The sequence below is a fragment of the Streptococcus sp. CF10-1 genome, from assembly GCF_024295825.1.
Lineage (GTDB): Bacteria > Bacillota > Bacilli > Lactobacillales > Streptococcaceae > Streptococcus.
The window spans coordinates 101040-127022 of the sequence record NZ_JANCPQ010000001.1; the positions used below are offsets into that span (position 1 = coordinate 101040).

25 protein-coding genes are annotated in these 25983 nt (G+C 41.2%); 23 read left to right on the top strand and 2 right to left on the bottom strand.

Annotated features, from left to right (window positions below):
• The first annotated feature begins 176 nt into the window (after window positions 1-176).
• Window positions 177-7415: an LPXTG-anchored adhesin/beta-galactosidase BgaA gene (gene bgaA, locus NMM25_RS00530; RefSeq protein WP_254735651.1), complete on the top strand. Its 7239-nt coding sequence runs from the start codon at window positions 177-179 to the stop codon at window positions 7413-7415.
• Between the two features lie 178 nt (window positions 7416-7593).
• Here the strand turns inward: bgaA and NMM25_RS00535 are convergent, their stop codons facing one another.
• Window positions 7594-7956 carry a DUF3397 domain-containing protein gene (locus tag NMM25_RS00535; protein ID WP_254735652.1) on the bottom strand — a complete coding sequence of 121 codons (363 nt, stop codon included), beginning with the start codon at window positions 7954-7956 and terminating at the stop codon, window positions 7594-7596.
• A 91-nt stretch (window positions 7957-8047) separates the two neighbouring features.
• Here NMM25_RS00535 and NMM25_RS00540 point away from each other — a divergent pair, with 91 nt between their 5' ends.
• The 5 genes from NMM25_RS00540 to NMM25_RS00560 are packed head-to-tail and all read left to right on the top strand — an operon-like array spanning window position 8048 to window position 12748.
• Entirely contained in the window at window positions 8048-8986 is a 939-nt protein-coding gene (locus NMM25_RS00540; RefSeq protein ID WP_254735653.1) for a TIGR01212 family radical SAM protein, read from the top strand.
• A 1-nt stretch (window position 8987) separates the two neighbouring features.
• The gene (locus tag NMM25_RS00545) at window positions 8988-9545 is read left to right on the top strand and encodes a class I SAM-dependent methyltransferase (protein WP_084849124.1); all 558 of its coding nucleotides are present in this window, start codon (window positions 8988-8990) and stop codon (window positions 9543-9545) included.
• Window positions 9538-9792, top strand: a complete 255-nt coding sequence (locus NMM25_RS00550) for a hypothetical protein (protein WP_000361094.1) — start codon at window positions 9538-9540, stop codon at window positions 9790-9792. Before NMM25_RS00545 ends, NMM25_RS00550 begins: the two co-directional genes overlap by 8 nt.
• A gap of 11 nt (window positions 9793-9803) precedes the next feature.
• Complete coding sequence (locus NMM25_RS00555) at window positions 9804-11858, top strand: sodium:proton antiporter (protein WP_254735654.1); 2055 nt, start codon at window positions 9804-9806, stop codon at window positions 11856-11858.
• Window positions 11859-11887: 29 nt separating this feature from the next.
• Entirely contained in the window at window positions 11888-12748 is an 861-nt protein-coding gene (locus NMM25_RS00560; protein ID WP_254735655.1) for a YihY/virulence factor BrkB family protein, read from the top strand.
• Window positions 12749-12817: 69 nt separating this feature from the next.
• Here the strand turns inward: NMM25_RS00560 and queA are convergent, their stop codons facing one another.
• Window positions 12818-13846: a tRNA preQ1(34) S-adenosylmethionine ribosyltransferase-isomerase QueA gene (gene queA, locus NMM25_RS00565; protein WP_254735827.1), complete on the bottom strand. Its 1029-nt coding sequence runs from the start codon at window positions 13844-13846 to the stop codon at window positions 12818-12820.
• 150 nt (window positions 13847-13996) lie between these two features.
• On the opposite strand from queA, the gene NMM25_RS00570 reads away from it, so the two are divergent.
• From NMM25_RS00570 to NMM25_RS00650, 17 genes are all read left to right on the top strand, one after another.
• Window positions 13997-14704 carry a glucosamine-6-phosphate deaminase gene (locus NMM25_RS00570; protein WP_000864600.1) on the top strand — a complete coding sequence of 236 codons (708 nt, stop codon included), beginning with the start codon at window positions 13997-13999 and terminating at the stop codon, window positions 14702-14704.
• A gap of 102 nt (window positions 14705-14806) precedes the next feature.
• On the top strand, window positions 14807-15424 hold the full coding sequence (locus NMM25_RS00575; protein ID WP_254735656.1) for a class I SAM-dependent methyltransferase: 618 nt from the start codon (window positions 14807-14809) through the stop codon (window positions 15422-15424).
• A gap of 13 nt (window positions 15425-15437) precedes the next feature.
• The gene (locus NMM25_RS00580; protein WP_254735657.1) at window positions 15438-16058 is read left to right on the top strand and encodes a Type 1 glutamine amidotransferase-like domain-containing protein; all 621 of its coding nucleotides are present in this window, start codon (window positions 15438-15440) and stop codon (window positions 16056-16058) included.
• A 117-nt stretch (window positions 16059-16175) separates the two neighbouring features.
• Window positions 16176-16733 (top strand): hypothetical protein, encoded by a 558-nt coding sequence (locus tag NMM25_RS00585; protein WP_254735658.1) that lies wholly within the window; start codon window positions 16176-16178, stop codon window positions 16731-16733.
• 93 nt (window positions 16734-16826) lie between these two features.
• Window positions 16827-17003: a 30S ribosomal protein S21 gene (gene rpsU, locus NMM25_RS00590; RefSeq protein WP_000048054.1), complete on the top strand. Its 177-nt coding sequence runs from the start codon at window positions 16827-16829 to the stop codon at window positions 17001-17003.
• Between the two features lie 131 nt (window positions 17004-17134).
• On the top strand, window positions 17135-18070 hold the full coding sequence (gene hprK / locus NMM25_RS00595; RefSeq protein ID WP_254725535.1) for an HPr(Ser) kinase/phosphatase: 936 nt from the start codon (window positions 17135-17137) through the stop codon (window positions 18068-18070).
• A complete protein-coding gene (gene lgt / locus NMM25_RS00600; RefSeq protein ID WP_198459443.1) occupies window positions 18063-18851 on the top strand; it encodes a prolipoprotein diacylglyceryl transferase in 789 nt (262 codons plus the stop codon). Before hprK ends, lgt begins: the two co-directional genes overlap by 8 nt.
• Entirely contained in the window at window positions 18852-19235 is a 384-nt protein-coding gene (locus NMM25_RS00605) for a DUF948 domain-containing protein (RefSeq protein ID WP_000895033.1), read from the top strand.
• 15 nt (window positions 19236-19250) lie between these two features.
• Window positions 19251-19649 (top strand): YtxH domain-containing protein, encoded by a 399-nt coding sequence (locus NMM25_RS00610; protein ID WP_254735659.1) that lies wholly within the window; start codon window positions 19251-19253, stop codon window positions 19647-19649.
• Between the two features lie 73 nt (window positions 19650-19722).
• Entirely contained in the window at window positions 19723-20853 is a 1131-nt protein-coding gene (gene hemW / locus NMM25_RS00615; protein WP_254735660.1) for a radical SAM family heme chaperone HemW, read from the top strand.
• Between the two features lie 4 nt (window positions 20854-20857).
• Window positions 20858-21595 (top strand): acyl-[acyl-carrier-protein] thioesterase, encoded by a 738-nt coding sequence (locus NMM25_RS00620; protein WP_000524786.1) that lies wholly within the window; start codon window positions 20858-20860, stop codon window positions 21593-21595.
• A gap of 10 nt (window positions 21596-21605) precedes the next feature.
• Entirely contained in the window at window positions 21606-22379 is a 774-nt protein-coding gene (locus NMM25_RS00625) for a TIGR01457 family HAD-type hydrolase (protein WP_254735661.1), read from the top strand.
• A complete protein-coding gene (locus NMM25_RS00630; protein WP_198459448.1) occupies window positions 22369-22986 on the top strand; it encodes a TIGR01906 family membrane protein in 618 nt (205 codons plus the stop codon). The genes NMM25_RS00625 and NMM25_RS00630 overlap by 11 nt, the downstream gene beginning before the upstream one ends.
• A 220-nt stretch (window positions 22987-23206) precedes the next feature.
• Window positions 23207-23608, top strand: a complete 402-nt coding sequence (locus tag NMM25_RS00635; RefSeq protein WP_000631261.1) for a Spx/MgsR family RNA polymerase-binding regulatory protein — start codon at window positions 23207-23209, stop codon at window positions 23606-23608.
• Complete coding sequence (locus NMM25_RS00640) at window positions 23609-23887, top strand: UPF0223 family protein (RefSeq protein WP_084926065.1); 279 nt, start codon at window positions 23609-23611, stop codon at window positions 23885-23887.
• Window positions 23877-24650 (top strand): inositol monophosphatase family protein, encoded by a 774-nt coding sequence (locus NMM25_RS00645; RefSeq protein ID WP_254735662.1) that lies wholly within the window; start codon window positions 23877-23879, stop codon window positions 24648-24650. The genes NMM25_RS00640 and NMM25_RS00645 overlap by 11 nt, the downstream gene beginning before the upstream one ends.
• Window positions 24651-25955 (top strand): RsmF rRNA methyltransferase first C-terminal domain-containing protein, encoded by a 1305-nt coding sequence (locus NMM25_RS00650; RefSeq protein ID WP_254735663.1) that lies wholly within the window; start codon window positions 24651-24653, stop codon window positions 25953-25955. It abuts the gene before it with no gap.
• The last annotated feature ends 28 nt before the right edge of the window (window positions 25956-25983 follow it).

Here is a 25983-nt window from a genome sequence, read left to right on the forward strand (position 1 = left end):
ATCTACATTCACTTTTTTCGAATCTTCTACAAATTTTAGAAAAAACAATCAAAAATATGATTTTTTGTGTTTAGGGTATTGAAATTTCCTATATTATTTTATAAAATAAGGGTAAAAGGCTATGAAAAAGTAATACGCTTACAAGGAAATGGAAGCGGTTACTAAAGGAGGATTTTATGGAAAAAGGCCATTGGAATCGTAAAAGAGTCTACAGCATTCGTAAGTTTGCCGTAGGCGCTTGCTCTGTCATGATTGGAACTTGTGCGGTTCTATTTGGAGGAAGTGTTGTTGGAGAATCACCAGTTTTCGCCGATGAAACTCCTATCGCTCACACTGTGGAACAAGCAAAAGAGGAAAGTCCGGCAGTGGAGGAAAAAGAAGATCAAACTGTAGCAGAGCACAAGGATGTTGCAAGTGTCGATCAAAGTCAAGCTGCTCCAATTGAAGCAAGCAAACCAGATAAGAAAGAAGATGAACCTGTAGCTCCAAAAGAGGAGAAAGCGTCAGTAAAACCTGAAGAAACAGCTCCAAAGGTAGAATCTCAAGCTTCAAGTCAAGAAAAGCCTGTCAAGGAGGATTTGAAAGCTACGACAAATGAAGAAGTGAATCAAATGATTGAAGATAGGAAAGTGAATTTTAATCAAAATTGGCACTTTAAACTCAATGCGAATCCTAAAGAAGCTGTGAAATCAGATGCCGATGTATCAACATGGCAAAAATTAGATCTTCCACATGACTGGAGTATCTTTAATGATTTTGACCATCAGTCACCTGCTCAAAACGAGGGTGGACAGCTCAATGGTGGTGAAGCTTGGTATCGCAAGACCTTTAAACTTGATGAAAAAGATCTCAAGAAAAATGTTCGAGTGACCTTTGATGGTGTCTACATGGACTCTCAAGTCTATGTCAATGGCCAGTTAGTGGGACATTATCCAAATGGTTATAACCAGTTCTCATACGATATTACTAAATACCTTCACAAAGATGGCCGTGAGAATGTGATTGCTGTCCATGCTGTCAACAAACAACCAAGTAGCCGTTGGTATTCAGGTAGCGGTATCTACCGTGATGTGACCTTGCAAATGACAGATAAAGTTCATGTTGAGAAGAATGGGACAACCATCTTAACACCAAAGCTAGAACAACAGCAACATGGCAAGGTTGAAACGTATGTGACCAGCAAAATCGTCAATACAGACGATAAAGACCATGAACTTGTAGCAGAGTATCAAATCGTTGAACGTGGTGGTCAGGCTGTAACAGGCTTGGTTCGTACAGCGAGCCGTACCTTGAAAGCACATGAATCAACAAGCCTTGATGCGATTTTAGAAGTTGAACAACCAAAACTCTGGACCGTTTTAAATGACAAACCTGCCTTGTACGAATTGATTACGCGTGTTTACCGTGACGGTCAATTGGTTGATGCTAAGAAAGATTTGTTTGGTTACCGTTACTATCACTGGACTCCAAATGAAGGTTTCTCTTTGAATGGTGAACGCATTAAATTCCATGGTGTTTCCTTGCACCATGACCATGGAGCGCTTGGAGCAGAAGAAAACTATAAGGCAGAATACCGTCGTCTCAAACAAATGAAGGAGATGGGCGTTAACGCCATCCGTACAACTCATAACCCTGCAAGTCCACAGACCTTGCAAATCGCAGCAGAACTTGGTTTGCTTGTTCAGGAAGAGGCCTTTGATACTTGGTATGGTGGCAAGAAACCTTATGATTACGGACGTTTCTTTGAAAAAGATGCCACTCACCCAGAAGCTAGAAAAGGTGAAAAATGGTCTGACTATGATCTTCGTACCATGGTCGAAAGAGATAAAAACAACCCAGCTGTCTTCATGTGGTCTATCGGAAACGAAATCGGTGAAGCCAATGGTAATGCTCACTCTCTTGCAACGGTTAAACGCTTAGTAAAAGTGATTAAAGATGTTGATACTACACGTTATGTTACCATGGGAGCAGATAAGTTCCGTTTTGGTGATGGTAGCGGTGATCATGAGAAAATTGCTAATGAACTGGATGCAGTTGGTTTCAACTATTCAGAAGACAACTACAAGAAACTTCGTGCGAAACATCCAAACTGGTTGATTTATGGTTCAGAAACATCTTCAGCAACCCGTACACGTGGTAGCTATTATCGTCCTGAACAAGAATTGGTACATAGCAACCAAGCTTATCGTAACTATGAACAGTCAGATTATGGAAATGATCGTGTGGGTTGGGGTAAAACGGCAACCGCTTCATGGACCTTTGACCGTGACAACGCTGGCTATGCTGGACAGTTTATCTGGACAGGTACGGACTATATCGGTGAGCCTACACCATGGCACAACCAAAACCAAACTCCCGTTAAGAGCTCTTACTTTGGTATCGTAGATACAGCCGGTATTCCAAAAAATGACTTTTATCTCTACCAAAGCCAATGGGTTTCTGCCAAGAAGAAACCGATGGTACATCTTCTTCCTCACTGGAACTGGGAAAACAAAGAATTAGCAGACAAAGTTGCTGACTCAGAAGGTAAGATCCCAGTTCGTGCCTACTCAAACGCTGCAAGCGTTGAATTATTCTTGAACGGTCAATCTCTTGGAGTTAAAAAGTTCAACAAAAAACAAACCAGTGATGGCCGTACCTACCAAGAAGGTGCCAATGCTAAGGAACTCTATCTTGAGTGGAAGGTTGCGTACCAACCAGGTACTTTGGAAGCTGTAGCTCGCGATGAAGCTGGAAAAGAAATTGCACGTGATAAGATCACGACTGCAGGCCAACCAGCAGGTGTTCGCCTCGTCAAGGAAGAACATGCAATCGCAGCAGATGGAAAAGACTTGACCTACATCTACTACGAAATCGTAGACAGTGAAGGAAATGTGGTACCAACTGCCAATAATTTGGTTCGCTTCCAACTGCATGGACAAGGTCAACTGGTCGGTGTCGATAATGGGGAACAAGCCAGTCGTGAACGCTACAAGGCGCAACCAGACGGTTCTTGGATCCGTAGAGCCTTTAACGGTAAAGGGGTTGCCATTGTCAAATCAACTGAACAAGCAGGTAAATTCACACTAACAGCTCATTCAGATCTCTTGAAATCTGGTCAAGTAACTGTCTTTACTGGTAAAAAAGAAGACCAAGAAAAGACCGTTCTCGGGACAGAAGTACCAAAAGTACGTACTGTTATTGAGAAAGAGCCAAAAATGCCGAAGACCGTCAGTTTTATCTACAGTGATGGCAGTCGTGAAAAACGTCCAGTAACTTGGTCTTCAGTTGATGTGAGCCAAGCAGGAGTTGTGACTGTTAAAGGTATGGCAGACGGACGCGAAGTTGAGGCCCGTGTCGAAATTCTAGCAATCGCAAATGAGCTTCCAACTGTTAAGCGTGTTGCTCCAGGAACAGACTTGAGTGCTGTTGACAAATATGTTTCTATCGCTGTAACGGATGGAAGCGTTCAAGAATACGAAGTTGATAAGTGGGAGATTGCGGAAACAGATAAAGCTAAACTGTCAGTTGCAGGATCACGTATACAAATGACTGGCCAGCTGGGTGGTGAGACTATTCACGCTACCCTTGTAGTAGAAGAAGGCAATCCTGCAGCACCTGTAGTGCCAACTGTAACGGTTGGTGGTGAAGCTGTCACAGGACTTACTAGCCAAAAACCAATGCAATACCGTACTCTTGCTTATGGAGCTGAGTTGCCTAAAGTCACAGCAAGTTCCGAAAATGCAGCTGTTACAGTAGTGCAAGCAAGCGCAGCAAACGGCATGCGTGCAAGCATCTTTGTTCAACCAAATGATGGTGGCCCTTTCCAAATGTATGCTATTCAATTCCTCGAAGAATCGCCAAAAATTGACCATTTGAGCCTACAAGTGGAGAAAGCTGATAGCCTCAAAGAAGACCAAACAGTCAAATTATCTGTCCTTGCTCACTATCAAGACGGAACACAAGCAGTTTTACCAGCAGATAAGGTGAACTTCTCTACAAGTGGTGAAGGGGAAGTCGCAGTTCGTAAAGGAATGCTTGAGTTGCATAAGCCAGGAACAGTCACTCTCAAAGCAGAATATGAGGGGGCTACAGGTCAAATCGGTCTCACGATCCAGGCCAATACTGAGAAAAAAGTAGTCCAATCTATCCGTCCAGTAAATGTAGTCACAGACTTGCATCAAGAACCAAGCCTTCCAGCAACAGTAACGGTTGAGTATGACAAAGGTTTCCCTAAAGCCCACAAAGTCACTTGGCAAGCCATTCCAAAAGAAAAACTCGACCACTATCAAACCTTTGAAGTTCTAGGTAAAGTTGAAGGTCTTGACCTTGAGGCGCGTGCTAAAGTATCTGTAGAAGGCATCGTTTCAGTTGAAGAAGTTAGTGTGACAACACCAATCGCAGAAGCACCACAATTACCAGAAAGCGTTCGTACCTACGATTCAAATGGCCACGTTTCATCAGCTAAGGTTACTTGGGATGCGATTCGTCCAGACCAATACGCCAAGGAAGGTGTCTTTACAGTTAATGGTCGCCTAGAAGGTACGCAATTAACAACGAAACTTCATGTTCGCGTATCTGCTCAAACTGAGAAGGGAGCAAATATTTCTGACCAATGGACCGGTTCAGAATTGCCACTTGCCTTTGCTTCAGACTCAAATCCAACTGATCCCGTTTCAAACGTCAACGATAAATTGATTTCCTTTAATGACCGCCCAGCTAACCGTTGGACAAACTGGAACCGTACTAATCCAGAAGCTTCAGTTGGTGTCCTATTCGGAGATTCAGGTATTTTGAGCAAACGTTCAGTTGATAATCTAAGTGTCGGATTCCACGAAGACCACGGAGTTGGTGTACCGAAGTCTTATGTGATTGAGTATTATGTCGGTAAGACCGTTCCAACAGCCCCTAAAAACCCTAGCTTTGTAGGTGAGGAAAACCATGCCTTTAACGATCCTGCAAACTGGAAAGAGGTAAGCAATCTCAAAGCACCAGCTCAATTAAAAGCTGGAGAAATGAATCATTTCAGCTTTGATAAAGTTGAGACCTATGCGGTTCGCATTCGTATGGTTCGACTTGATAGCAAGAAAGGAACATCTATCACAGAGGTACAAATCTTTGCGAAACAAGTTGCGGCAGCCAAACAAGGACAAACAAGAATCCAAGTTGACGGTAAAGACTTAGCAAACTTCAATCCTGATTTGACAGACTACTATCTTGAGTCTGTAGATGGCAAAGTTCCTGCAGTAACAGCAAGTGTTAGCAACAATGGTCTTGCTACCGTTGTTCCGAGCGTTCGCGAAGGTGAGCCAGTTCGTGTTATCGCTAAGGCTGAAAATGGTGATATCTTAGGAGAATACCGTCTGCACTTCACAAGCAATAAAGATTTGCTCTCTCGTAAACCAGTTGCAGCTGTCAAACAAGCTCGCTTGGTACAAGTAGGACAACCGCTTGAATTGCCAACTAAGGTTCCGGTTTACTTCACAGGTAAAGATGGTTATGAAACAAAAGACTTAGCAGTTGAATGGGAAGAAGTTCCAGCAGAAAAGCTGACAAAAGCAGGTCAATTTACCGTTCGAGGCCATGTCCTTGGTAGTGATCTTGTTGCTGAGTTCACTGTACGAGTGACAGACAAACTAGGCGAAGCTCTCTCAAATAACCCAGAGTATGATGAAAATAGTAACCAGGCCTTTGCTTCTGCAACTAATGATATTGATCCAAGTTCACATGACCGTGTAGACTATATCAATGATGGAGATCACAATGAAAATCGTCGTTGGACAAACTGGTCTCCAACACCATCTTCTAATCCAGAAGTATCAGCAGGTGTGATTTTCCGTGAAAATGGTAAGATTGTAGAACGGACTGTTGCGCAAGCCAAACTTCACTTCTTTGCAGATAGTGGTACGGATGTACCATCTAAACTCGTTTTGGAACGCTATATTGGCCCAGATTTTGAAGTGCCTACCTACTATTCTAACTACCAAGCCTACGATGCAGCCCATCCATTCAACAATCCAGAAAATTGGGAAGCTGTTCCTTATCGTGCGGATAAAGACATCGCAGCTGGTGATGAAATCAACGTAACATTTAAAGCCGTGAAAGCCAAAGCCATGAGATGGCGTATGGAGCGTAAAGCAGACAAGAGCGGTGTTGCGATGATTGAGATGACCTTCCTTGCACCGAGTGAATTGCCTCAAGAAAGTACCCAATCAAAAATTCTTGTAGATGGGAAAGAGCTTCCTGACTTCGCTGAAGATCGTCAAGACTACCAAATTACCTATAAAGGTCAACGTCCAAAAGTTTCAGTCGAAGAAAGCAATCAAGTAGCTTCAACAGTTGTAGATAGCGGAGACGATAGCCTTCCAGTACTTGTTCGCCTTGTTTCAGAAAGTGGAAAACAAGTCAAGGAATACCGTATCCAGTTGACTAAGGAAAAACCAGTTTCTGAGAAGACTGTTGCTGCTGTGCAAGAAGAACTTCCAAAACTCGAATTTGTTGAAAAAGATTTGGCCTACAAGACAGTTGAGAAAAAAGATTCAACACTGTATCTAGGTGAAACTCGTGTAGAACAAGAAGGAAAAGTTGGTAAAGAACGGATCTTCACAGCGATTAATCCTGATGGAAGTAAGGAAGAAAAACTTCGTGAAGTGGTAGAGGATCCGACAGACCGCATCGTCTTGGTTGGAACGAAATTAGGAACCTCCCTTCCAGAAGATGAAGTGAAGAACCTTGTCCTTAACAGACCAGAACTTGTAATCAAAGAAGAAACAATTGATTTCAAGGTTCAGGAGCGTAAGTCTGATAAGTTGTACCTAGGTGAAACTCGTGTTCTCCAAGAAGGTCAAAAGGGTATCCGTGTTCACTTGATCGAGGTTGAAAATGGTAAGCGGACTGAAAAAGAGAGCTATGATAAAGTTATAGCTCAGGATCGCATCGTAGAAGTTGGAACGAAACCAGGAACCTCCCTTCCAGAGGATGAAGTGAAGAACCTTGTCCTTAACAGACCAGAACTTGTAATCGAAGAAGAAACAATTGACTTCAAGGTTCAGGAACAAAAGAACGATAAGCTTCCAGCAGGTCAAACCCGTGTTCTCCAAGAAGGTCAAAAAGGTATCCGTGTTCACTTGATTGAAGTTGAAAATGGCAAACGAACTGAAAAAGAAAGCTATGATAAAGTCATGGCTCAGGATCGCATCGTAGAAGTAGGTACGGCTGGTGAAACAACTAAACCAGTACCTCAAGAATCTACAAAACCACAAGTATCAGAAAAAGCAGATACAAAACAAAACACTTCAAGTGCAGCTGGTCCGGTTCAAAAAGAGCAGTTACCAAATACAGGAAGTGCAGAAGGTCAAGCAGCCCTAGCAGCAGGCTTAGCTCTTCTTGGTTTGAGTGCAGGACTAGTAGCCACTAAAGGCAAAAAAGAGGATTAGATATTTTTGATACCTTATTTGCCATTTAAGACCTGAGAGAAACTCTCGTCTCAGATAAAAAGTCCTTAGAATACAAGTTTCTAAGGACTTTTCTTTGTGTAAAATCGTATAATTTTACTGTCTGTGTAATTTTGGAGAGAAAGCAAGAATCCCTAGAAGGCATTTTCTAGAGATTCCATTATTGTTTCAGTAAGAACAATTCAACAATCATTGCTATATAGATGATTAAGGTAAGGAGAAAACCGGCTCTCCAGAAGAATTTGATGAATTTAGGGTAATAAAAACTTCGTTTTTTGACAAGGAAAAAGATTACAAGGAGGATTGCTAGGAGAGAAAGTGCGACACCAAGTCGCGGTAGAAAGTTGTGGGTAAAAGCTTTAGCAGTAATCAGATAGTACTCGAATACCAACAGTGGAAAAGCTAGATCCGCGAAATTAAATCCTATTTTCCTAAGTCCGAAAAGCTTGGTGACAATAAAGCAAACCACCAAGGTTAATATCAATAATAAAATAGATGCTATTTTCATTAAAATCATACCCATATTGTATCATAAAAAAACGCTAAAGGAAATGAGAAACAAGGGAATTTGTTGGAAAGTCAGGCTTTTGAGATTGTAGGTGTTTTTTGTTATAATGAAAGTTATGAAATCTTATAATACCTTGAATGATTATTATCGAAAACTTTTCGGAGAAAAGACTTTCAAAGTTCCCATTGATGCGGGATTTGACTGTCCAAATCGGGATGGAACTGTAGCCCATGGTGGTTGTACTTTTTGTACGGTTTCAGGTTCTGGAGATGCCATCGTGGCACCGGATGCCCCTATCCGTGAGCAATTTTATAAGGAAATTGACTTTATGCACCGCAAATGGCCAGATGTTCAGAAGTACTTGGTTTATTTTCAAAATTTTACCAACACCCATGAAAAGGTGGAAGTGATTCGGGAGCGATATGAGCAGGCTATCAACGAGCCAGGTGTAGTAGGAATCAATATCGGAACACGCCCAGACTGTTTACCCGACGAAACCATCGAGTATTTGGCTGAGTTATCGGAGCGTATGCATGTGACGGTAGAATTGGGCTTACAGACTACTTTTGAAGCAACCTCTGACCTTATTAACCGTGCCCATTCTTATGAATTGTATGTTGAAACTGTAAAACGCTTGAGAAAATATCCCAAGATTGAAATTGTTTCCCATTTGATTAACGGTCTTCCTGGGGAAACCCATGAGATGATGGTTGAAAATGTTCGTCGCTGTGTCACGGATAATGATATTCAAGGAATTAAGTTGCACTTGCTTCACCTCATGACCAATACACGGATGCAGCGAGATTACCACGAAGGACGCTTGCAACTGATGAGTCAGGACGAGTATGTCAAGGTCATTTGTGACCAACTGGAAATCATACCCAAGCATATCGTCATTCATCGAATCACAGGAGATGCACCGAGAGATATGTTGATTGGTCCCATGTGGAGCCTCAAAAAATGGGAAGTGCTAAATGCTATTGAAACTGAAATGAGACGCCGCGGAAGTGTGCAAGGATGCAAGACTGTAAAACAGGAGTTTTAAAATGAAAAGACCACTTGAGATGGCGCATGATTTTTTGGCGGAAGTTGTGACAAAAGAGGATATCGTAGTGGATGCGACCATGGGTAATGGACATGATACCCTTTTTCTAGCCAAGCTAGCCAAGCAAGTCTATGCCTTTGATATCCAGGAGCAGGCTTTGGAGAAGACGCAAGAGCGTTTGGATCAGGCTGGAATGACAAATACCCAGTTAATCTTGCAAGGTCATGAGACGCTTGATCAATTTGTGACAGAAGCTAAGGCAGGGATTTTTAATCTTGGTTATTTACCTTCTGCTGACAAATCCGTCATCACCCAACCTCAGACTACTATCGAAGCCTTAGAAAAGCTGTGTCATTTGCTTGTCAAAGGGGGGCGGATTGCTATCATGATCTACTATGGTCATGAGGGAGGAGATACTGAGAGGGATGCTGTATTGGAGTTTGTTAGCCAGTTGAACCAACAAGAGTATACAGCTGCCATTTATCGGACTCTCAACCAAGTTAACAATCCACCGTTTTTAGTTATGATTGAAAAATTAGAAAGGTATAGACATGGATAAACAATACCTTCGTGAGAAGCTTGAGGCAATGCGCCAAAATTTTGTCGAGTCAACGCATCACGAGCGAGCAGTCGGGGTGCTCGACGAAGCACATATGAGCAAGAAAATGCTTAAAATTAAGAAAAAATTAGTGGCTCTTGAAATGGAACGATGCCAGAAAAAAATTGAGCACAAAGACTGTTCTAAGATTGATCAGAAAATCCAAGAGCAAAAGGAGATTTTTGAATCTTGTTGTAAAAAAGATTAAGGAGGAATTGTGTGGAATTACTCATTTACTTGATTCTATTTTTATTTGTCTTAATCATTTCAACCACGACCAATAAACTTCTGCCTTTTTTGCCCCTTCCTCTTGTGCAAATCCTTTTGGGGATTGGGATTGGCTTATTTGTTCCAGATGCGGACTTTCATCTCAATACAGAGCTGTTTCTGGCCATGGTTATTGGTCCCTTACTTTTCCGGGAGGCGGAAGAAGCGGATATTACGTCCATTTTGAAGCATTGGCGGATTGTCGTCTTTCTGATCTTTCCTGTGATTTTTATCTCGACCTTAAGCTTAGGAGGTATGGCTCACTTCCTTTGGATGACTCTTCCTTTGGCTGCCTGTTTAGCAGTTGGAGCGGCACTTGGGCCAACAGATTTGGTTGCCTTCGCATCTCTTTCTGAACGTTTTCGTTTTCCCAAACGGGTTTCTAATATCCTAAAAGGAGAAGGACTCTTAAATGACGCTTCTGGTTTGGTTGCCTTTCAGATGGCTCTTGCTGCTTGGACAACAGGAACGTTTTCTCTCAGCCAAGCTGGGACTTCCCTAGCACTTTCTATCCTTGGTGGTTTTGTAGTCGGTTTTGTGACGGCTATGGTCAATCGTTTCTTGCATACCTTTTTACTGAGTGTGCGAGCGATAGATATAGCTAGTGAACTATTGCTAGAGCTAAGTTTGCCACTCATGACTTTTTTTATCGCAGAAGAGTTTCATGTTTCAGGGATTATCGCAGTAGTGGTTGCAGGTATTTTGAAGGCCAGTCGCTTTAAGAAAATTACGCTCCTTGAGGCTCAAGTTGACACCGTGACGGAGACCGTCTGGCATACCGTGACCTTTATGCTAAATGGATCAGTCTTTGTTCTCTTGGGAATGGAGTTAGAGTTGATAGCGGAGCCAATTTTGTCTAATTCTCTCTACAATCCCCTTCTTTTACTGATTTCAGTTGTCGCTCTGACCTTCTTGCTTTTTGCGATCCGCTTTGTCATGATTGCTGGTTTTTACTTTGTAAGGACGCGTCGACTTAAGAAAAAGATTCATAAGTACATGAAAGATATGCTTCTTTTGACCTTCTCTGGTGTCAAAGGGACAGTATCTATCGCGACCATTCTTCTCATACCAAGTCATTTAGAGCAGGAATATCCTTTGTTGCTCTTCCTAGTAGCAGGCGTTACATTGTTAAGTTTTTTAACGGGTTTACTGGTTCTCCCTCACTTATCTGAGGAACAAGAGGAAAGCAAGGATCATTTGATGCATATTGCGATTCTAAATGATGTGGCTGCAGAATTAGAAAAAGAACTGGACCATCACAAGAATAAACTTCCTCTTTATGCAGCTATTGATAATTACCATGGTCGGATTGAAAATCTCATCCTTAGTCAGGAAAATAAAAGAGTCCAAGAGGACTGGGAGTCTCTCAAGCTTCTTATCTTGAGTATTGAGAGTGACGGTTTGGAGCAAGCCTACGAAGAAAATAGAATCAGCGAGCGTGGCTATCGAGTTTACCAACGTTACCTAAAAAACATGGAGCAGAGTATCAATCGGAATTTCGCTTCTAGAGTGACTTATTATTTCCTAGTTTCCTTACGGATACTGCGCTTTCTACTCCATGAAATGTTTACCTTTGGCAAAACTTTCCGTAGTTGGATGAACGAAGAATCTCATAAACTACTAGCAGTTGACTATGATCAGATTTCAGAGTTGTATTTGGAAAATACAGAGCTGATTATCGAGAGTTTGGAAAACCTCAAAGGGGTTTACAAGAGTTCTCTGATTAGTTTTATGCAAGAGTCTCGTCTACGCGAGACGGCCATTATCGGAAGTGGTGCCTTTGTTGAGCGGGTTATCAATCGCATCAAGCCAAACAATATCGATGAAATGCTACGAGGCTACTATCTCGAACGTAAGGCAATCTTTGAATACGAAGAAGCTAAACTGATAACAGCCAAGTATGCTAAAAAACTACGCCAAAATGTGAATAATTTAGAGAATTATTCTCTGAAAGAGGCTGCAAATACCTTGCCTTATGATATGCTAGATTTAATCAGAAGAACTTAGATGATGAAGAAAATGACGGAGGATGGAACATGAAAAAGTGGTGGAAAGAGCTGATGGACAGGCCCTTATTGAAAGCTTTTTTGCATTATTATCAAGCATCTGATAGTGAGTTGACCAGTGTTGCGGTTGCCTACTATTGGTTGATTTCGATTTTTCCTTTGCTAATGATAATGGTCAATATTTTGCCTTATTTTCAGATTCCAGTCTCAAATTTCTTACTGACGATCAAGGAATTTTTGCCCGATACGGTGTATGATGTGGTCGCCAAGATTGTCCGAGAAGTTCTGACCCAACCATCAACTGGTTTGTTGAGTTTTGCCGTTTTATCTGCACTCTGGACCTTTTCGAAATCAATGGATTTCCTTCAAAAAGCTTTTAACAAAGCCTATGGGGTGACCAAGAGTCGAGGAATTATCTCCCATCAGTTGATGAGTTTGCTTGTTAGCCTCGGCTTGCAGATTCTTTTTGCCCTAGCCTTGTTTTTGAGTATGTTTGGTCGTATGTTGCTTAACCTCCTCAAAACTTACTGGCAATCAGACAGTCCGCTATTCTCTTACCTGCAAGATTTTACAGGTCCTCTGGTCTATGCCTTGATCTTTGCCATTCTAGTCATGATTTACTATTTCCTTCCAAAAGTAAAAACACCACGAATCCGCTATGTTTTACCAGGAAGTATCTTTGTCTTGCTAACTCTTATCGGTTTATTGAATATCTTTTCTGTTTATTTTAATAACTATATCAATCACCTAGTGGATGTCCGATTTTTCAGTTCCATCATCGTTGTAGTCATGATGTTCTGGTTTATTCTTATTGCTAAGATTTTGATTATCGGAGCAGTTATCAATGCCAGTGTTCAGAGCTTGAAAGATCCAACCTTTAAAATAAACTAACTAATAAAGTTATCCATTATAAAACGCATAGAATCAAATCTGATTCTATGCGTTTTTTGCTTATGAAAATTAATAGATAAACATGGCGTCACCGAAACTGAAAAAGCGGTAGTGTTCTTGGATGGCATGGTGATAGGCATCTAGGACTAAGTCACGGCCTGCAAAGGCAGAAACCAACATGACGAGAGTTGATTTTGGCAGATGGAAGTTGGTTGAAAAGGCATCCACGACCTTCCATTCGTAACCAGGTTTGATAAAGATATTGGTCCAGCCAGAATCAGCCTGGATTTGCCCATCAAACTTGGAACCAATAGTCTCTAACGTGCGGATAGAGGTGGTTCCGACAGCAATGACGCGGCCACCATTTTGCTTGACAGAGCGAAGGGTGGCAGCTGCTTCCTCAGAAAGTTGATAGAATTCTGAGTGCATTTCATGCTCGTCCAGATTGTCCACAGAAACAGGTCTAAAGGTTCCGAGTCCGACATGGAGGGTCAGATAAACCAGATGGACACCCTTGGCTTGGATTTCTGCTAGCAGTTCTTTGGTGAAGTGGAGGCCAGCAGTTGGTGCAGCAGCAGAGCCACTTTCTTTAGCGTAGACCGTTTGATAACGTTCACGGTCATCCAGTTTTTCATGGATGTAGGGCGGTAGTGGCATTTCACCTAGACTTTCCAAGACTTCTAGAAAAATTCCTTGGTATTCGAAGCGGACAATGCGGCCTCCGTGGGTCAATTCTTCCGTGACGACAGCGCTGAGGCGACCATCACCAAAGTTGACACGAGTCCCGACCTTGAGGCGTTTGGCAGGTTTGGCGAGAACCTCCCACTCATCTCCACTGGTATTTTTGAGTAGGAGAAGCTCCACATGGCCTCCAGTTTCTTCCTTTTGGCCATAGAGGCGGGCAGGGAGAACACGGGTGTCATTCATAACAAGAGCATCACCGGGTTCTAGCATATCGATAATAGAGTGGAAGTGTTTATCCTGCATTTCTCCCGTCTCACGATTAACGATAAGGAGTTTAGACGCATCCCGTTTTTCAAGTGGCGTTTGGGCAATCAATTCCTCAGGTAAGTGGAAATCAAAATCAGCTGTATTCATTTTTTTCATCATTCTTTCTAAGTTCTAATCTTATCCATTATAACACGTTTCAAGTTTAGGCGCTCTTTTTTTAGAAATTAAATCGTTTTCACTTGACAAAAATTGGTCTATACCATATAATAAATATAGATTAAAACGGAGGATGAAAAGATGAAAGTTATTAAAGTTGAAAATCAAGTTGAAGGTGGAAAAGTTGCTTTTGAGATTTTGAAGGAAAAATTGGCCAATGGTGCTCAAACATTAGGACTTGCGACAGGGAGCAGTCCACTTGAGTTTTACAAGGAAATCGTTGAGAGTGACCTTGATTTTTCAAATCTAACCAGTGTAAACCTTGATGAGTATGTAGGACTTGACGGAGACAATCCTCAGTCTTACCGCCACTTTATGCAAGAACACTTATTCAACCAAAAACCATTTAAAGAAAGTTTCTTGCCTCGTGGGATTAAGGACAATGCTGAAGCTGAAGTAGAACGCTACAACCAAATTTTGGTTGACCATCCAGTTGATTTTCAAATCTTGGGAATCGGTCGCAATGGACATATCGGATTTAATGAGCCAGGAACTGCCTTTGATAGCCAGACACACCTTGTAGACCTAGACCAGTCTACAATTGAAGCCAATGCTCGCTTCTTTGACAAGATTGAAGACGTTCCAACTCAAGCCATCTCAATGGGGATTAAAAACATCTTGGATGCAAAGTCAATTATTCTCTTTGCTTATGGTGAGTCGAAAGCAGAGGCCATTGCTGGAACAGTATCAGGCCCAGTGACTGAGAATCTCCCAGCAAGTAGCCTACAAAACCACCCTGACGTGACCATCATTGCAGATGCTGAAGCGCTCAGCTTGCTTGAAAAGTAAAATGACAAGAACAACTTGCTCTTTGGAGTGAGTGGCTTTTTACTTCAATTGTTCACTATCCTGTTAAAGTGGTATAATATAGCTATACGAGGAGGATCGATTTTGATTTATATAATTGGTTTTATTTGTTTTTTACTTTTAATGTTACTATTTAGTCGCTTAATTCAGCAATCAAAGAACCCTTCGGGCTTTCTAGGAAAACGAATGATGAAATTGTGGAATAGAGCCTACCTCCCCATGTTTGTATGGGCAATTCGTCATCTGGATAGGACATTTTACCCTGTAATCTTAGATGTGGGAGTTGGAAATGGTCGTTCAACCATCCTACTGAAAGAAACTTTTCCGCAAAGTACCATAACTGGAATCGATATTTCAGATACTGCAATAGCTCAAGCCAAACAGATAGAGATGACTAATCTAAATTTTGAACGAAGAGACGTTAGGGAGACAGGCTTTTCTGATGAAAGTGTTGATTTAATCACAGCTTTTCAAACTCATTTTCATTGGCAGGATCTAGAGGCTTCTTTTATGGAACTTCGAAGAATACTCAAATCAGACGGGATGCTCTTACTGGCTTGTGAATATAACAAGTTGTCTTACTTTTTACCAGAGGTTCAAAGCGAAGAAGCATTTAGACGATTCTTGTTGTCAGTAGGATTTGAGCTCGTAACTAGTCAAAGCAAGGGATCATGGATCCTTTATAAAATTGTTAAACATTAATGGAGGTACAATCATGAAACAATTATTTTTATGTTCATACTTTGCTGGTGTCAAAAAGCTTTTTAGCGATTATGCAAAGGAAAAGAATCTAGAAAACAAGGTTTTATTTATTCCTACCGCTGGGAACAAAGAGGATTATACTGCCTATATCGATGAGGCTCAGCAAACATTCAAAGATTTAGGATTTGAGATAGAGGTTCTAGATATTGCTTCTTGTGATCGAGAAACTGCACAGGCAAAGATTTTCCAAAGCAAAATTCTTTATATCTCTGGCGGGAATACCTTTTATTTATTGCAAGAATTAAAGAAAAAGCAACTCCTATCTCTCATCAAAGAGCAAATAAGAGATGGGTTGGTCTATGTGGGAGAATCAGCAGGGGCTATCATTACAGCCAAGGATATTGACTACAATAAACTCATGGACGACAAGACGGTAGCGACAGAGTTATCTGATACAGCGGGATTGGATGAAGTGGATTTTTACATCCTTCCACATTATGGTGAGGAACCTTTTACTGATAGTAGCAAAAAGACCTTTGAAATGTATAAAAAGCAGCTTGAATTGCTACCGCTTCATAACCACCAAGCAATTACCGTTAACGATGAGCAAATAGATATCTTGACAATAGAATAAAAGCGTGGTTGGAAGAACATTAATATTTTACCACTAAAACGATTAGAGGTTGACAACTCACTTAGAGAAAATCTACCATGGATAGATTAATTTTATGAATTCAAGAAGGGAAAAGTTATGAAAATAAAAACGTTAGATAAAATAGGTGGGGTTATTTTCTTGTTTCTAACGATTGCTACCATTGTCGTTTTTTTATCAGATACGAGCTTCTTTGAGTGGGCGTTTACTAGACACCAGAATACTCTGAGTTGGTATATTCGCCCTCTCTTTATTATTCCAATTGTAATGGGAGCTTATAAAAAATCCTATAGCCTGATTTTCTTTTCTATATTTTGCCTATTTACTAGCATGTTCTGGTTCCCAAAGCCGGAAATAGTTGATGTAAAAGTAAATGAGTTTTTGAATTTTGAGAAGACTTATTTTACGAGCGGATGGAGTATTGAAAAAGTTATCATTCTGGCGACGATTCTAGCATTTTTTACGGCGATTATATCCTTAACATGGAGTAGACGTTGGTATGGATTATTAGCAACGGTAGTAATTGGAGCGTTTCTGAAGGTTGCCCATAGTCTTTTATTTAGTGGAGGAAGTGGTATATCGATTGTAAAACCAGCTGTTTTGGGCTTGATTCTCTGCATCTTAGTGATTTATTTCATCTTCAAAAGAAGAAAGTAAAAATAATAAAAGTTTATGGCTGCTTTTCTCTTGACAATTATTCACTTTGTGTGTAAAATGGAATAGATCTTGAACTTGAAGGGAGTGAAAAAAATGTCTAAAACAGTAGTACGTAAGAATGAATCTCTTGACGATGCACTTCGTCGTTTCAAACGTGCGGTTACTAAAGCTGGTACTCTTCAAGAAACACGCAAACGTGAATTCTATGAAAAACCTTCTGTAAAACGTAAACGTAAATCAGAAGCAGCTCGTAAACGTAAAAAATTCTAATTTGAAATGAAAGGCTAGACTTATCTAGCCTTTTTTCTTTCCAAATAAATACTGTAAATCCTGCAAAAAAAGGAAACTTCCTACCACAATTTGATATAATAGTAGGGAGAACTCGATTGAAGGAGGAAATTATGTCGGTTTTAGTAAAAGAAGTTATTGAAAAGCTCAGATTAGACATTGTTTACGGTGAAGGCGATTTACTTGAAAAAGAAATCAATACTGCGGACATTTCTCGACCAGGTCTGGAAATGACGGGCTATTTTGATTACTATACTCCGGAGCGGCTTCAACTGTTGGGAATGAAGGAATGGTCCTATTTAGTCTCCATGTCTTCTCACAACCGTTATAAGGTGTTGACCAAGATGTTTCAACCAGAAACACCAGTGGTTATTGTTGCGCGTGGTTTAGTAGTTCCAGAAGAAATGTTGAAAGCTGCCAGGGAATGTAAGATTGCGATTTTAACCAGTCGAACAGCTACTAGTCGCCTATCAGGAGAATTATCTAGCTATTTGGATTCTCGTTTGGCAGAACGGACCAGTGTTCATGGTGTCTTGATGGACATTTATGGCATGGGTGTCTTGATCCAAGGGGATAGCGGTATCGGTAAGAGTGAAACTGGTCTGGAACTTGTGAAACGTGGACACCGTTTGGTGGCAGATGATCGTGTAGATATTTTTGCAAAAGACGAAATGACCCTTTGGGGAGAGCCAGCTGAAATTTTGAGGCATTTACTTGAGATCCGTGGAGTGGGGATTATTGATGTGATGAGTCTCTACGGAGCAAGTGCAGTTAAGGACTCTTCACAAGTTCAACTAGCAGTTTATTTGGAAAATTATGATACGCATAAGACCTTTGACCGTCTAGGAAATAATGCCGAAGAACTCGAAATTTCTGGTGTAGCCATTCCGCGTATCCGCATTCCGGTAAAAACAGGACGCAATATTTCTGTTGTTATTGAAGCAGCTGCCATGAACTACCGTGCTAAGGAAATGGGCTTTGATGCGACGCGTTTATTTGAAGAACGCTTGACAAGTCTGATTGCTCAAAATGAGGTGAAAAATGATTAATCCAGTCGCATTTGAAATTGGTCCCTTTGCTATTCGTTGGTATGCTTTGTGTATTGTAGCTGGTTTGGTTCTGGCAGTTTATCTTGCCATGAAAGAAGCTCCTAAAAAGAAAATTCTATCAGATGATATTTTGGATTTTATTCTGATTGCTTTTCCGGTAGCTATTTTAGGTGCTAGACTATACTACGTACTCTTTCGCTTAGATTATTATCTGCAAAATCCAGGTGAAATCATTGCTATTTGGAATGGTGGTTTGGCCATTTACGGAGGATTGATAGCGGGCGCTATTGTCCTTTATATCTTTGCAGATAGAAAGCTGATTAATACTTGGGATTTCTTAGATATTGCAGCACCGAGCGTCATGATTGCCCAGAGTCTAGGGCGTTGGGGAAACTTCTTTAACCAAGAAGCCTATGGTGCAGCGGTAGATAATCTGGATTATTTGCCAGGCTTCATTCGTGACCAGATGTACATTGATGGTAGCTACCGTCAGCCGACCTTCTTATATGAGTCGGTTTGGAATCTGATTGGATTTGCTTTGATTCTGATTTTTAGACGAAAATTAAAAGGAATCAGACGTGGTCAGATCACGGCATTCTACTTGATTTGGTATGGCTTTGGTCGTATGATCATCGAAGGCATGCGGACGGATAGTCTCATGTTCTTTGGTCTGCGAGTTTCCCAATGGTTATCAGTTGTCCTTATCGGACTCGGTATTTTTATCATACTTTATCAAAATCGAAAGAAAGCCCCTTTCTATCATACTGAGGAGGAAAAATAAATGTTAGAAGTTGCATATATTCTTGTTGCGATTGCTTTGATTGTCTGTTTAGTCTATTTGACAATCACGATTCAAAAAGCAGGTCGTATGATTGATGAGACAGAGAAAACCATCAAAACCTTGAGCTCAGATGTGAACGTTACCTTGCATCAGACTAATGAATTGTTGGTTAAGGTCAATGTGTTAGCAGACGATATCAATATCAAAGTTGCGACGATTGATCCACTTTTTACAGCTGTGGCAGACTTGTCTGAGTCAGTATCTGATCTCAACCAACATGCACGTGTTTTAGGCAAAAAAGCTTCATCTGCTGGTTCGAAGACCATCAAAACAGGTGCAGGCTTGTCCGCTCTTCGTGTCGCAAGTAAATTTTTCAAAAAATAAAAAAGGAGAAATCTTATGGGAAAACTATCCTCTATCCTTTTAGGAACAGTTTCAGGTGCAGCTCTAGCTTTGTTTTTGACGAGTGACAAGGGCAAGCAAGTTTGTAGTCAAGCTCAGGATTTTCTAGATGATTTGAGAGAAGATCCAGAATATGCTAGAGAGCAGGTTTGTGAGAAACTAACAGAAGTGAAGGAACAGGCAACGGACTTTGTGCTGAAAACAAAGGAACAAGTAGAATCTGGTGAAATCACTTTTGATAGTGTCCTTGGCCAAGCTAAAAACTGTGCTCGACAAGCGACAGAAGCGTCAAAGGAAACCTTTAACAACCTCAAGGAGCAGTGGCAGGAGCAGCCAGAAACTCCAGACGTTGCTGAAGACCAAGAAGAAATCATCATCGATATTACTGAAGTATAAGGTATCACCATCTCTGGTTTTTGGAGATGGTGATTTTTATCTGCAAGCCTGTCTTTGTGGTATAATAAATACTATGCAGAAAAAACCAACGTCCGCCTACGTGCATATTCCCTTTTGCACACAGATTTGTTATTATTGTGACTTTTCAAAAGTTTTTATCAAGAATCAACCAGTAGATAGTTACCTGGAGCATCTGCTAGAAGAGTTTCGTTCTTATGATATCCAAAAGTTGTCAACTCTCTACATTGGAGGTGGGACGCCAACGGCTTTGTCAGCTCCGCAATTAGAGGTGCTCTTGGATGGCTTGACTAAAAACCTAGATTTGTCTGTCTTGGAAGAGTTGACCATTGAGGCCAACCCAGGCGACTTGGACGCAGATAAGATTGCAGTTTTGAAACAGTCGCCAGTCAATCGTGTTTCTTTAGGTGTGCAGACTTTTGATGACAAAATGCTGAAAAAGATTGGGCGCAGTCATTTGGAGAAGGATATTTATGAGAATATCGACCGCCTCAAACTGGCTGGTTTTGACAATATCTCCATCGACCTAATCTACGCTCTTCCAGGTCAAACTATGGATCAAGTCAAGGAAAATGTGGCTAAAGCCATCTCGCTTGATATTCCTCATATGAGTCTTTATAGCTTGATTTTGGAGAATCATACGGTCTTTATGAACCGCATGAGACGAGGGAAATTGCCCCTACCCAAGGAAGAGTTAGAAGCGGAGATGTTTGAGTACATCATCGCAGAACTGGAGCGAGCTGGTTTTGAGCATTATGAGATTTCCAATTTCTCTAAACCCGGATTTGAAAGTCGCCACAATCTCATGTACTGGGATAATGCTGAGTATTATGGTATCGGTGCGGGTGCTTCAGGTTATGTGAACGGGGTACGTTATAAAAACCACGGTCCTATCCGCCACTATCTCAATGCAGTAGAGGAAGGAAATACTCGGATTACAGAAGAACACCTGAGTCAAAGGGAGCAGATGGAAGAAGAAATGTTCCTAGGCCTCCGGAAAAAATCCGGGGTTTCTATGGCGCGATTTGAGGAGAAATTCGGACGATCCTTTGATGGACTTTATGGCGAAATCATCAGAGACTTGGTTCAACAAGGACTCATGCAGGTCGACGGTGACCGTGTCCGAATGACAAAGAGGGGTCTCTTCTTGGGAGACACTGTAGCAGAACGATTTATTTTGGAGTAGAACAATGGGCTTAACTTATCAAATGAAAATGAAAATTCCTTTTGATATGGCGGACATGAACGGTCATATCAAACTTCCAGATGTGATTTTGCTGTCCCTGCAAGTATCAGGTATGCAATCGATTGAACTGGGAGTTAGTGACAAGGATATGTTAGAACGTTACAATTTGGTCTGGATTATTACAGATTATGCGATTGACGTGGTACGCTTGCCTCGCTTTGCTGAGGAGATTACGATTGAAACAGAAGCATTGACTTACAATCGTCTTTTTTGCTACCGCCGTTTCACTATCTATGATGAAGCAGGTCAAGAAATCATTCGCATGGTAGCAACCTTTGTTCTCATGGACAGAGATAGTCGTAAAGTTCATGCTGTCGAACCGGAGATTGTTGCGCCTTACCAGTCTGAGTTTGATAAAAAACTCATCCGTGGGCCAAAGTATGCTAACCTAGAAGACCCGATCAGTAAAGACTACCATGTTCGTTTTTACGACTTGGATATGAATGGTCATGTTAATAATAGTAAATATTTGGATTGGATTTTTGAGGTCATGGGAGCAGATTTTTTGACCAAGTATATTCCAAAGAAAATCAATCTCAAATATGTCAAAGAAGTGCGACCAGGTGGCATGATTGCTTCAGCTTATGAACTCAAGGGACTAGAAAGCAAGCATGAGATTATCAGTGATGGCGAGATAAATGCCCAAGCTATGATTACGTGGCAAGAAATTGAAGGCAATTAGAAAGGACGATATGGCTTATAAAGGTTATTTAATTGATTTAGACGGAACCATTTACAAGGGGAAAGACCGGATTCCGGCGGGTGAGGCTTTTGTCCATGAGTTACAAAAAAGAGAAATTCCCTACCTCTTTGTGACTAACAATACAACCCGAACTCCTGAGAGTGTTCAAGAAATGTTGGCTAAAAATTTTAATATCAACACGCCTTTATCAACTGTCTACACAGCAACCTTGGCAACCATCGACTATATGAATGACTTAGGACTGGAAAAGACAGTCTATGTCATCGGCGAAGCGGGGCTCAAGGAAGCTATCAAGGCTGCTGGTTATGCGGAAGACAAGGAAAATCCTGCCTATGTGGTCGTTGGACTGGACTGGCAAGTTGACTATGAAAAATTTGCCACAGCAACTCTAGCTATCCAAAAGGGTGCTCACTTTATCGGAACCAACCCTGACCTCAATATCCCGACGGAACGTGGTCTTTTGCCAGGAGCTGGTTCACTGGTAACACTTCTTGAAGTAGCAACACGAGTAAAACCAGTTTATATCGGAAAACCGAATGCCATCATCATGGACAAGGCGGTTGAGCACTTGGATTTGAAAAGAGAAGAATTGCTCATGGTCGGGGATAACTATTTGACTGATATTCGAGCAGGGATTGACAATGGCATTCCAACGCTCTTGGTGACAACAGGTTTTACCAAGGCAGAAGAAGTAGCAGATCTGCCAATCGCACCAACTCATGTAGTTTCTAGCCTTGCGGAGTGGAATTTTGATGAAAACTAAACTGACCTTTTGGGGAAGTATGATCTTTTTCCTCTCCCTGTCTATTCTCTTAACCATTTATCTGGCATGGATTTTCTATCCTTTGGAAATTCAGTGGCTGAACTTAGCGAATCGAGTCTATCTAAAGCCCGAAACCATTCAATACAACTTTCATATCTTGATGAATTACCTGACCAATCCCTTTAGTCAGGTCTTGGAGATGCCAGATTTTCGTTCATCAGCTGCAGGTCTACACCACTTTGCGGTGGTGAAGAATCTCTTTCACCTAGTTCAGCTAGTTGCCCTAGTGACACTTCCAAGTTTCTATTTCTTTGTTGGAAAGATTGTGAAAAAAGGCTTTTTGCCCCTATATCGTAAAAGTATCTTGACTTTAGTGCTATTGCCTCTCGTCATTGGCTTTGTAGGAGTATTGATTGGTTTTGAGCAATTCTTTACTCTTTTCCATCAGATTCTCTTTGTGGGAGACAATACCTGGCTTTTTGATCCAGCAAAGGATCCCGTTATTTGGATTTTGCCAGAGACTTTCTTTCTCCATGCCTTTTTACTTTTCTTTGCTTTGTATGAAGGAATGTTTGGTTTCCTTTTTGTTAAAGCTTCAAGGAAATAGTGGAAAAAATTCTGTATTTTTAATAAAAAACGAGAGAAGTTGCTCTACTCCCTATTTATTGTTAGGTTATCCTAAAGATAAACTTGTAAAGCAGGAGATTTTTGCAGAAAACAGTCTATTTTCTATGAAAAAATAGGCTTTTTTTCTAAAAATACCTAGTCAAGCGCTTTATTTTTTTGTATAATAGAAATAGCAAGTATAGATAAAAGAAGAGAAAAGCATGATTACACTATTTTTATCACCGAGTTGTACATCATGTCGTAAGGCAAAGGCTTGGTTAGAGACGCATAAAGTGCCCTTTCAAGAGCATAATATTATGACTAGTCCTTTAACAAGAAAAGAATTACAACATATTCTTTCCTTGACCGAAAATGGTACTGATGACATCATTTCAACTCGTTCAAAAATTTTTCAAAAATTGGATATTGATGTAGAGAGTATCTCAGTATCGGAGTTGCTTCAGTTGATTGAGCAATATCCTAGTCTTTTGCGTCGCCCAATTATTATAGATACCAAACGCATGCAGATCGGTTTTAATGAAGATGAGATTCGTGCTTTTCTCCCTCGTAGTTACCGTAAACAAGAATTGAAAGAAGCAACATTGAGAGCTGGTATAGGATAGATGAACAAACAGTATAGTTACCCACTAGATTTGTCGTGGAGCACTGAAGAACTTGCTTCAGTGCTTTCTTTTTTTAATGATGTTGAAGCTGCTTATGAAGATAAGGTAGAAGCAAAAAAACTGCTAGAGTCTTATAAGGAATTTAAGTCTGTGGTTCCAAGCAAAAGCGAAGAAAAGCGCTTAGGTCGCGAATTTGAGACGGCTAGCGGTTATTCCTGCTATCATGCAGTTCAATTAGCAAAAGAAAAAAGAGAAGGGAAGATTTCTCTTGGAAACTAAATTTGAATTTGCCAAACAGATTGTGCAGGAAGCTGCTGCCTATATTTTGGCTCACATGAAAGAAGATTTGCAGGTTGAGCGCAAGTCTTCACCTACCGACTTGGTGACGCGTTTGGACAAGGAGGTCCAGGAACTCTTGGTTGATCGGATCAAGTCCTCCTATCCTGAGGATTTGATTTGCGCGGAAGAGGGCTGTTTGCGTGCTGCAGTCGGTCAAGGTTCCGTTTGGGTGATTGATCCCATTGACGGTACCAATAACTTTGTTGCTCAGCAGGAAGATTTTGCTGTGATGTTGGCTTATTTTGAGAATGGTGTGGGCAAATTTGGTATTATTTATGATGTCATGAAAGGTGATTGTTACCATGGTGGTGGTGCCTTTCCTCCTTGCCGCAATAATGAGCCCTTACCGCCTTTTAAAAAGAAACCTCTTCAAGAATTTTTAGTTGCCGGTAACTCAGGTATGTTTGAAAGCAATGAGTGGGGCTTGGCGGATTTGGGGCGAGCAGCGTTGGGTGTCCGTGTATATGGCAGTGCGGCCATTAGTTTTGCTAAGGTTTTATCGGGTCGTCTTCTGACTTATATTACCTACTTACAGCCATGGGATTACGCTGCGGCCAGTATCTTAGGGGAAAGTCTGGGGTATCGCCTTCTTACGGTATCGGGTGAACCTGCTGATTTTAAAACGCGTCAGCCTGTCATGATGGTGCCAATCGATATGCAAGAGGAGATTCAGTCTTATATCTACGAAAGGAAAGAGAACTAAATGCAATTTCCAGAAGGATTTGTTGAAAAATATGAAGCGATACTAGAAGATGAGGCAAGAGACTTTCTTGCCTCTTTTAAACAAGAAGCGGTTTCGGCTTTTCGGGTCAATCCCTTAAAAGAAAGTCAGTTATCGTTTGCTGATGCTATTCTTCATACACCTTGGGGGTATTATGGTAAGGTTTCTGGAAAGTCGCCAGAGCATGTGACAGGTCTTGTTTATTCGCAAGAGCCTGCAGCCCAAATGGTGGCCCAGATAGCTCAACCCCTTCCAGGCATGAAGGTCTTGGACTTGGCGGCAGCACCAGGTGGAAAATCCACTCAATTAGCAGCTTATCTAGCTAATCAGGGAATCCTTGTTTCCAACGAAATTTCAAGTAAGCGTGCTAAGATTTTAGTGGAAAACATGGAGCGATTTGGAGCGACAAACGTTGTCGTGACCAATGAATCTGCTGACCGCTTGGCCAAGGTTTTTAAAGGTTACTTTGATGTGATTGTCCTTGATGCACCTTGCTCGGGTGAAGGGATGTTTCGTAAGCAGCCCGATGCTATGGATTATTGGAGTACCGCTTATCCGAGCCAATGCGCTAGTCTCCAAAGAGAAATTTTAGAAGATGCAGTGACCATGCTTGCTGAAGGTGGTCGTTTAGTCTATTCGACCTGTACTTGGGCACCTGAGGAAAATGAAGAAATCGTCCACTGGTTGCTGGATACTTATGAATTTGAATTGCTTCCAGTTGAGCATTTTAACGGTATGGTAGCAGGAATTGATCTTCCTGAAACGGCGCGAATGTATCCTCATCATTTCAAGGGAGAAGGCCAGTTTGTTGCCCACCTGCAGTTTAAGGGACAAAATCCAGCACCTAAATTCAAGGCTAGCAAGAGCAATCTCAGTCGTGAACAACTGGCTCTGTGGCAAGAATTTGCCCAAAAACACTTACAGGTCAATCTAACTGGTATCTTGCAGACTTTTGGAGATCAACTCTATCTCTTGCCAGAGATGCTACCTGATCTAGGGAAACTCAAAATTGCCCGAAATGGACTTCATCTGGGGACGTTTAAGAAGAAACGTTTTGAACCAAGCTTTGCTCTCGGTTTAGCCTTGAAACCAAGCCAAGTAAAACACAGTGTCGAAATCAATGATGAGGACTTTGTAAAATATGTGGCTGGTGAGACTGTTCAATTGTCTGAAGATCGACCAAATGGCTGGTACCAAGTTGTGGTTCAAGGAAACGGATTAGGCTTTGCCAAAGTAACGGGAAATGTTTTGAAAAATTATTATCCAAAAGGGCTCAGATTCAGGTGAAAAAGCTAGTCAAAGAGCCTATTCTATG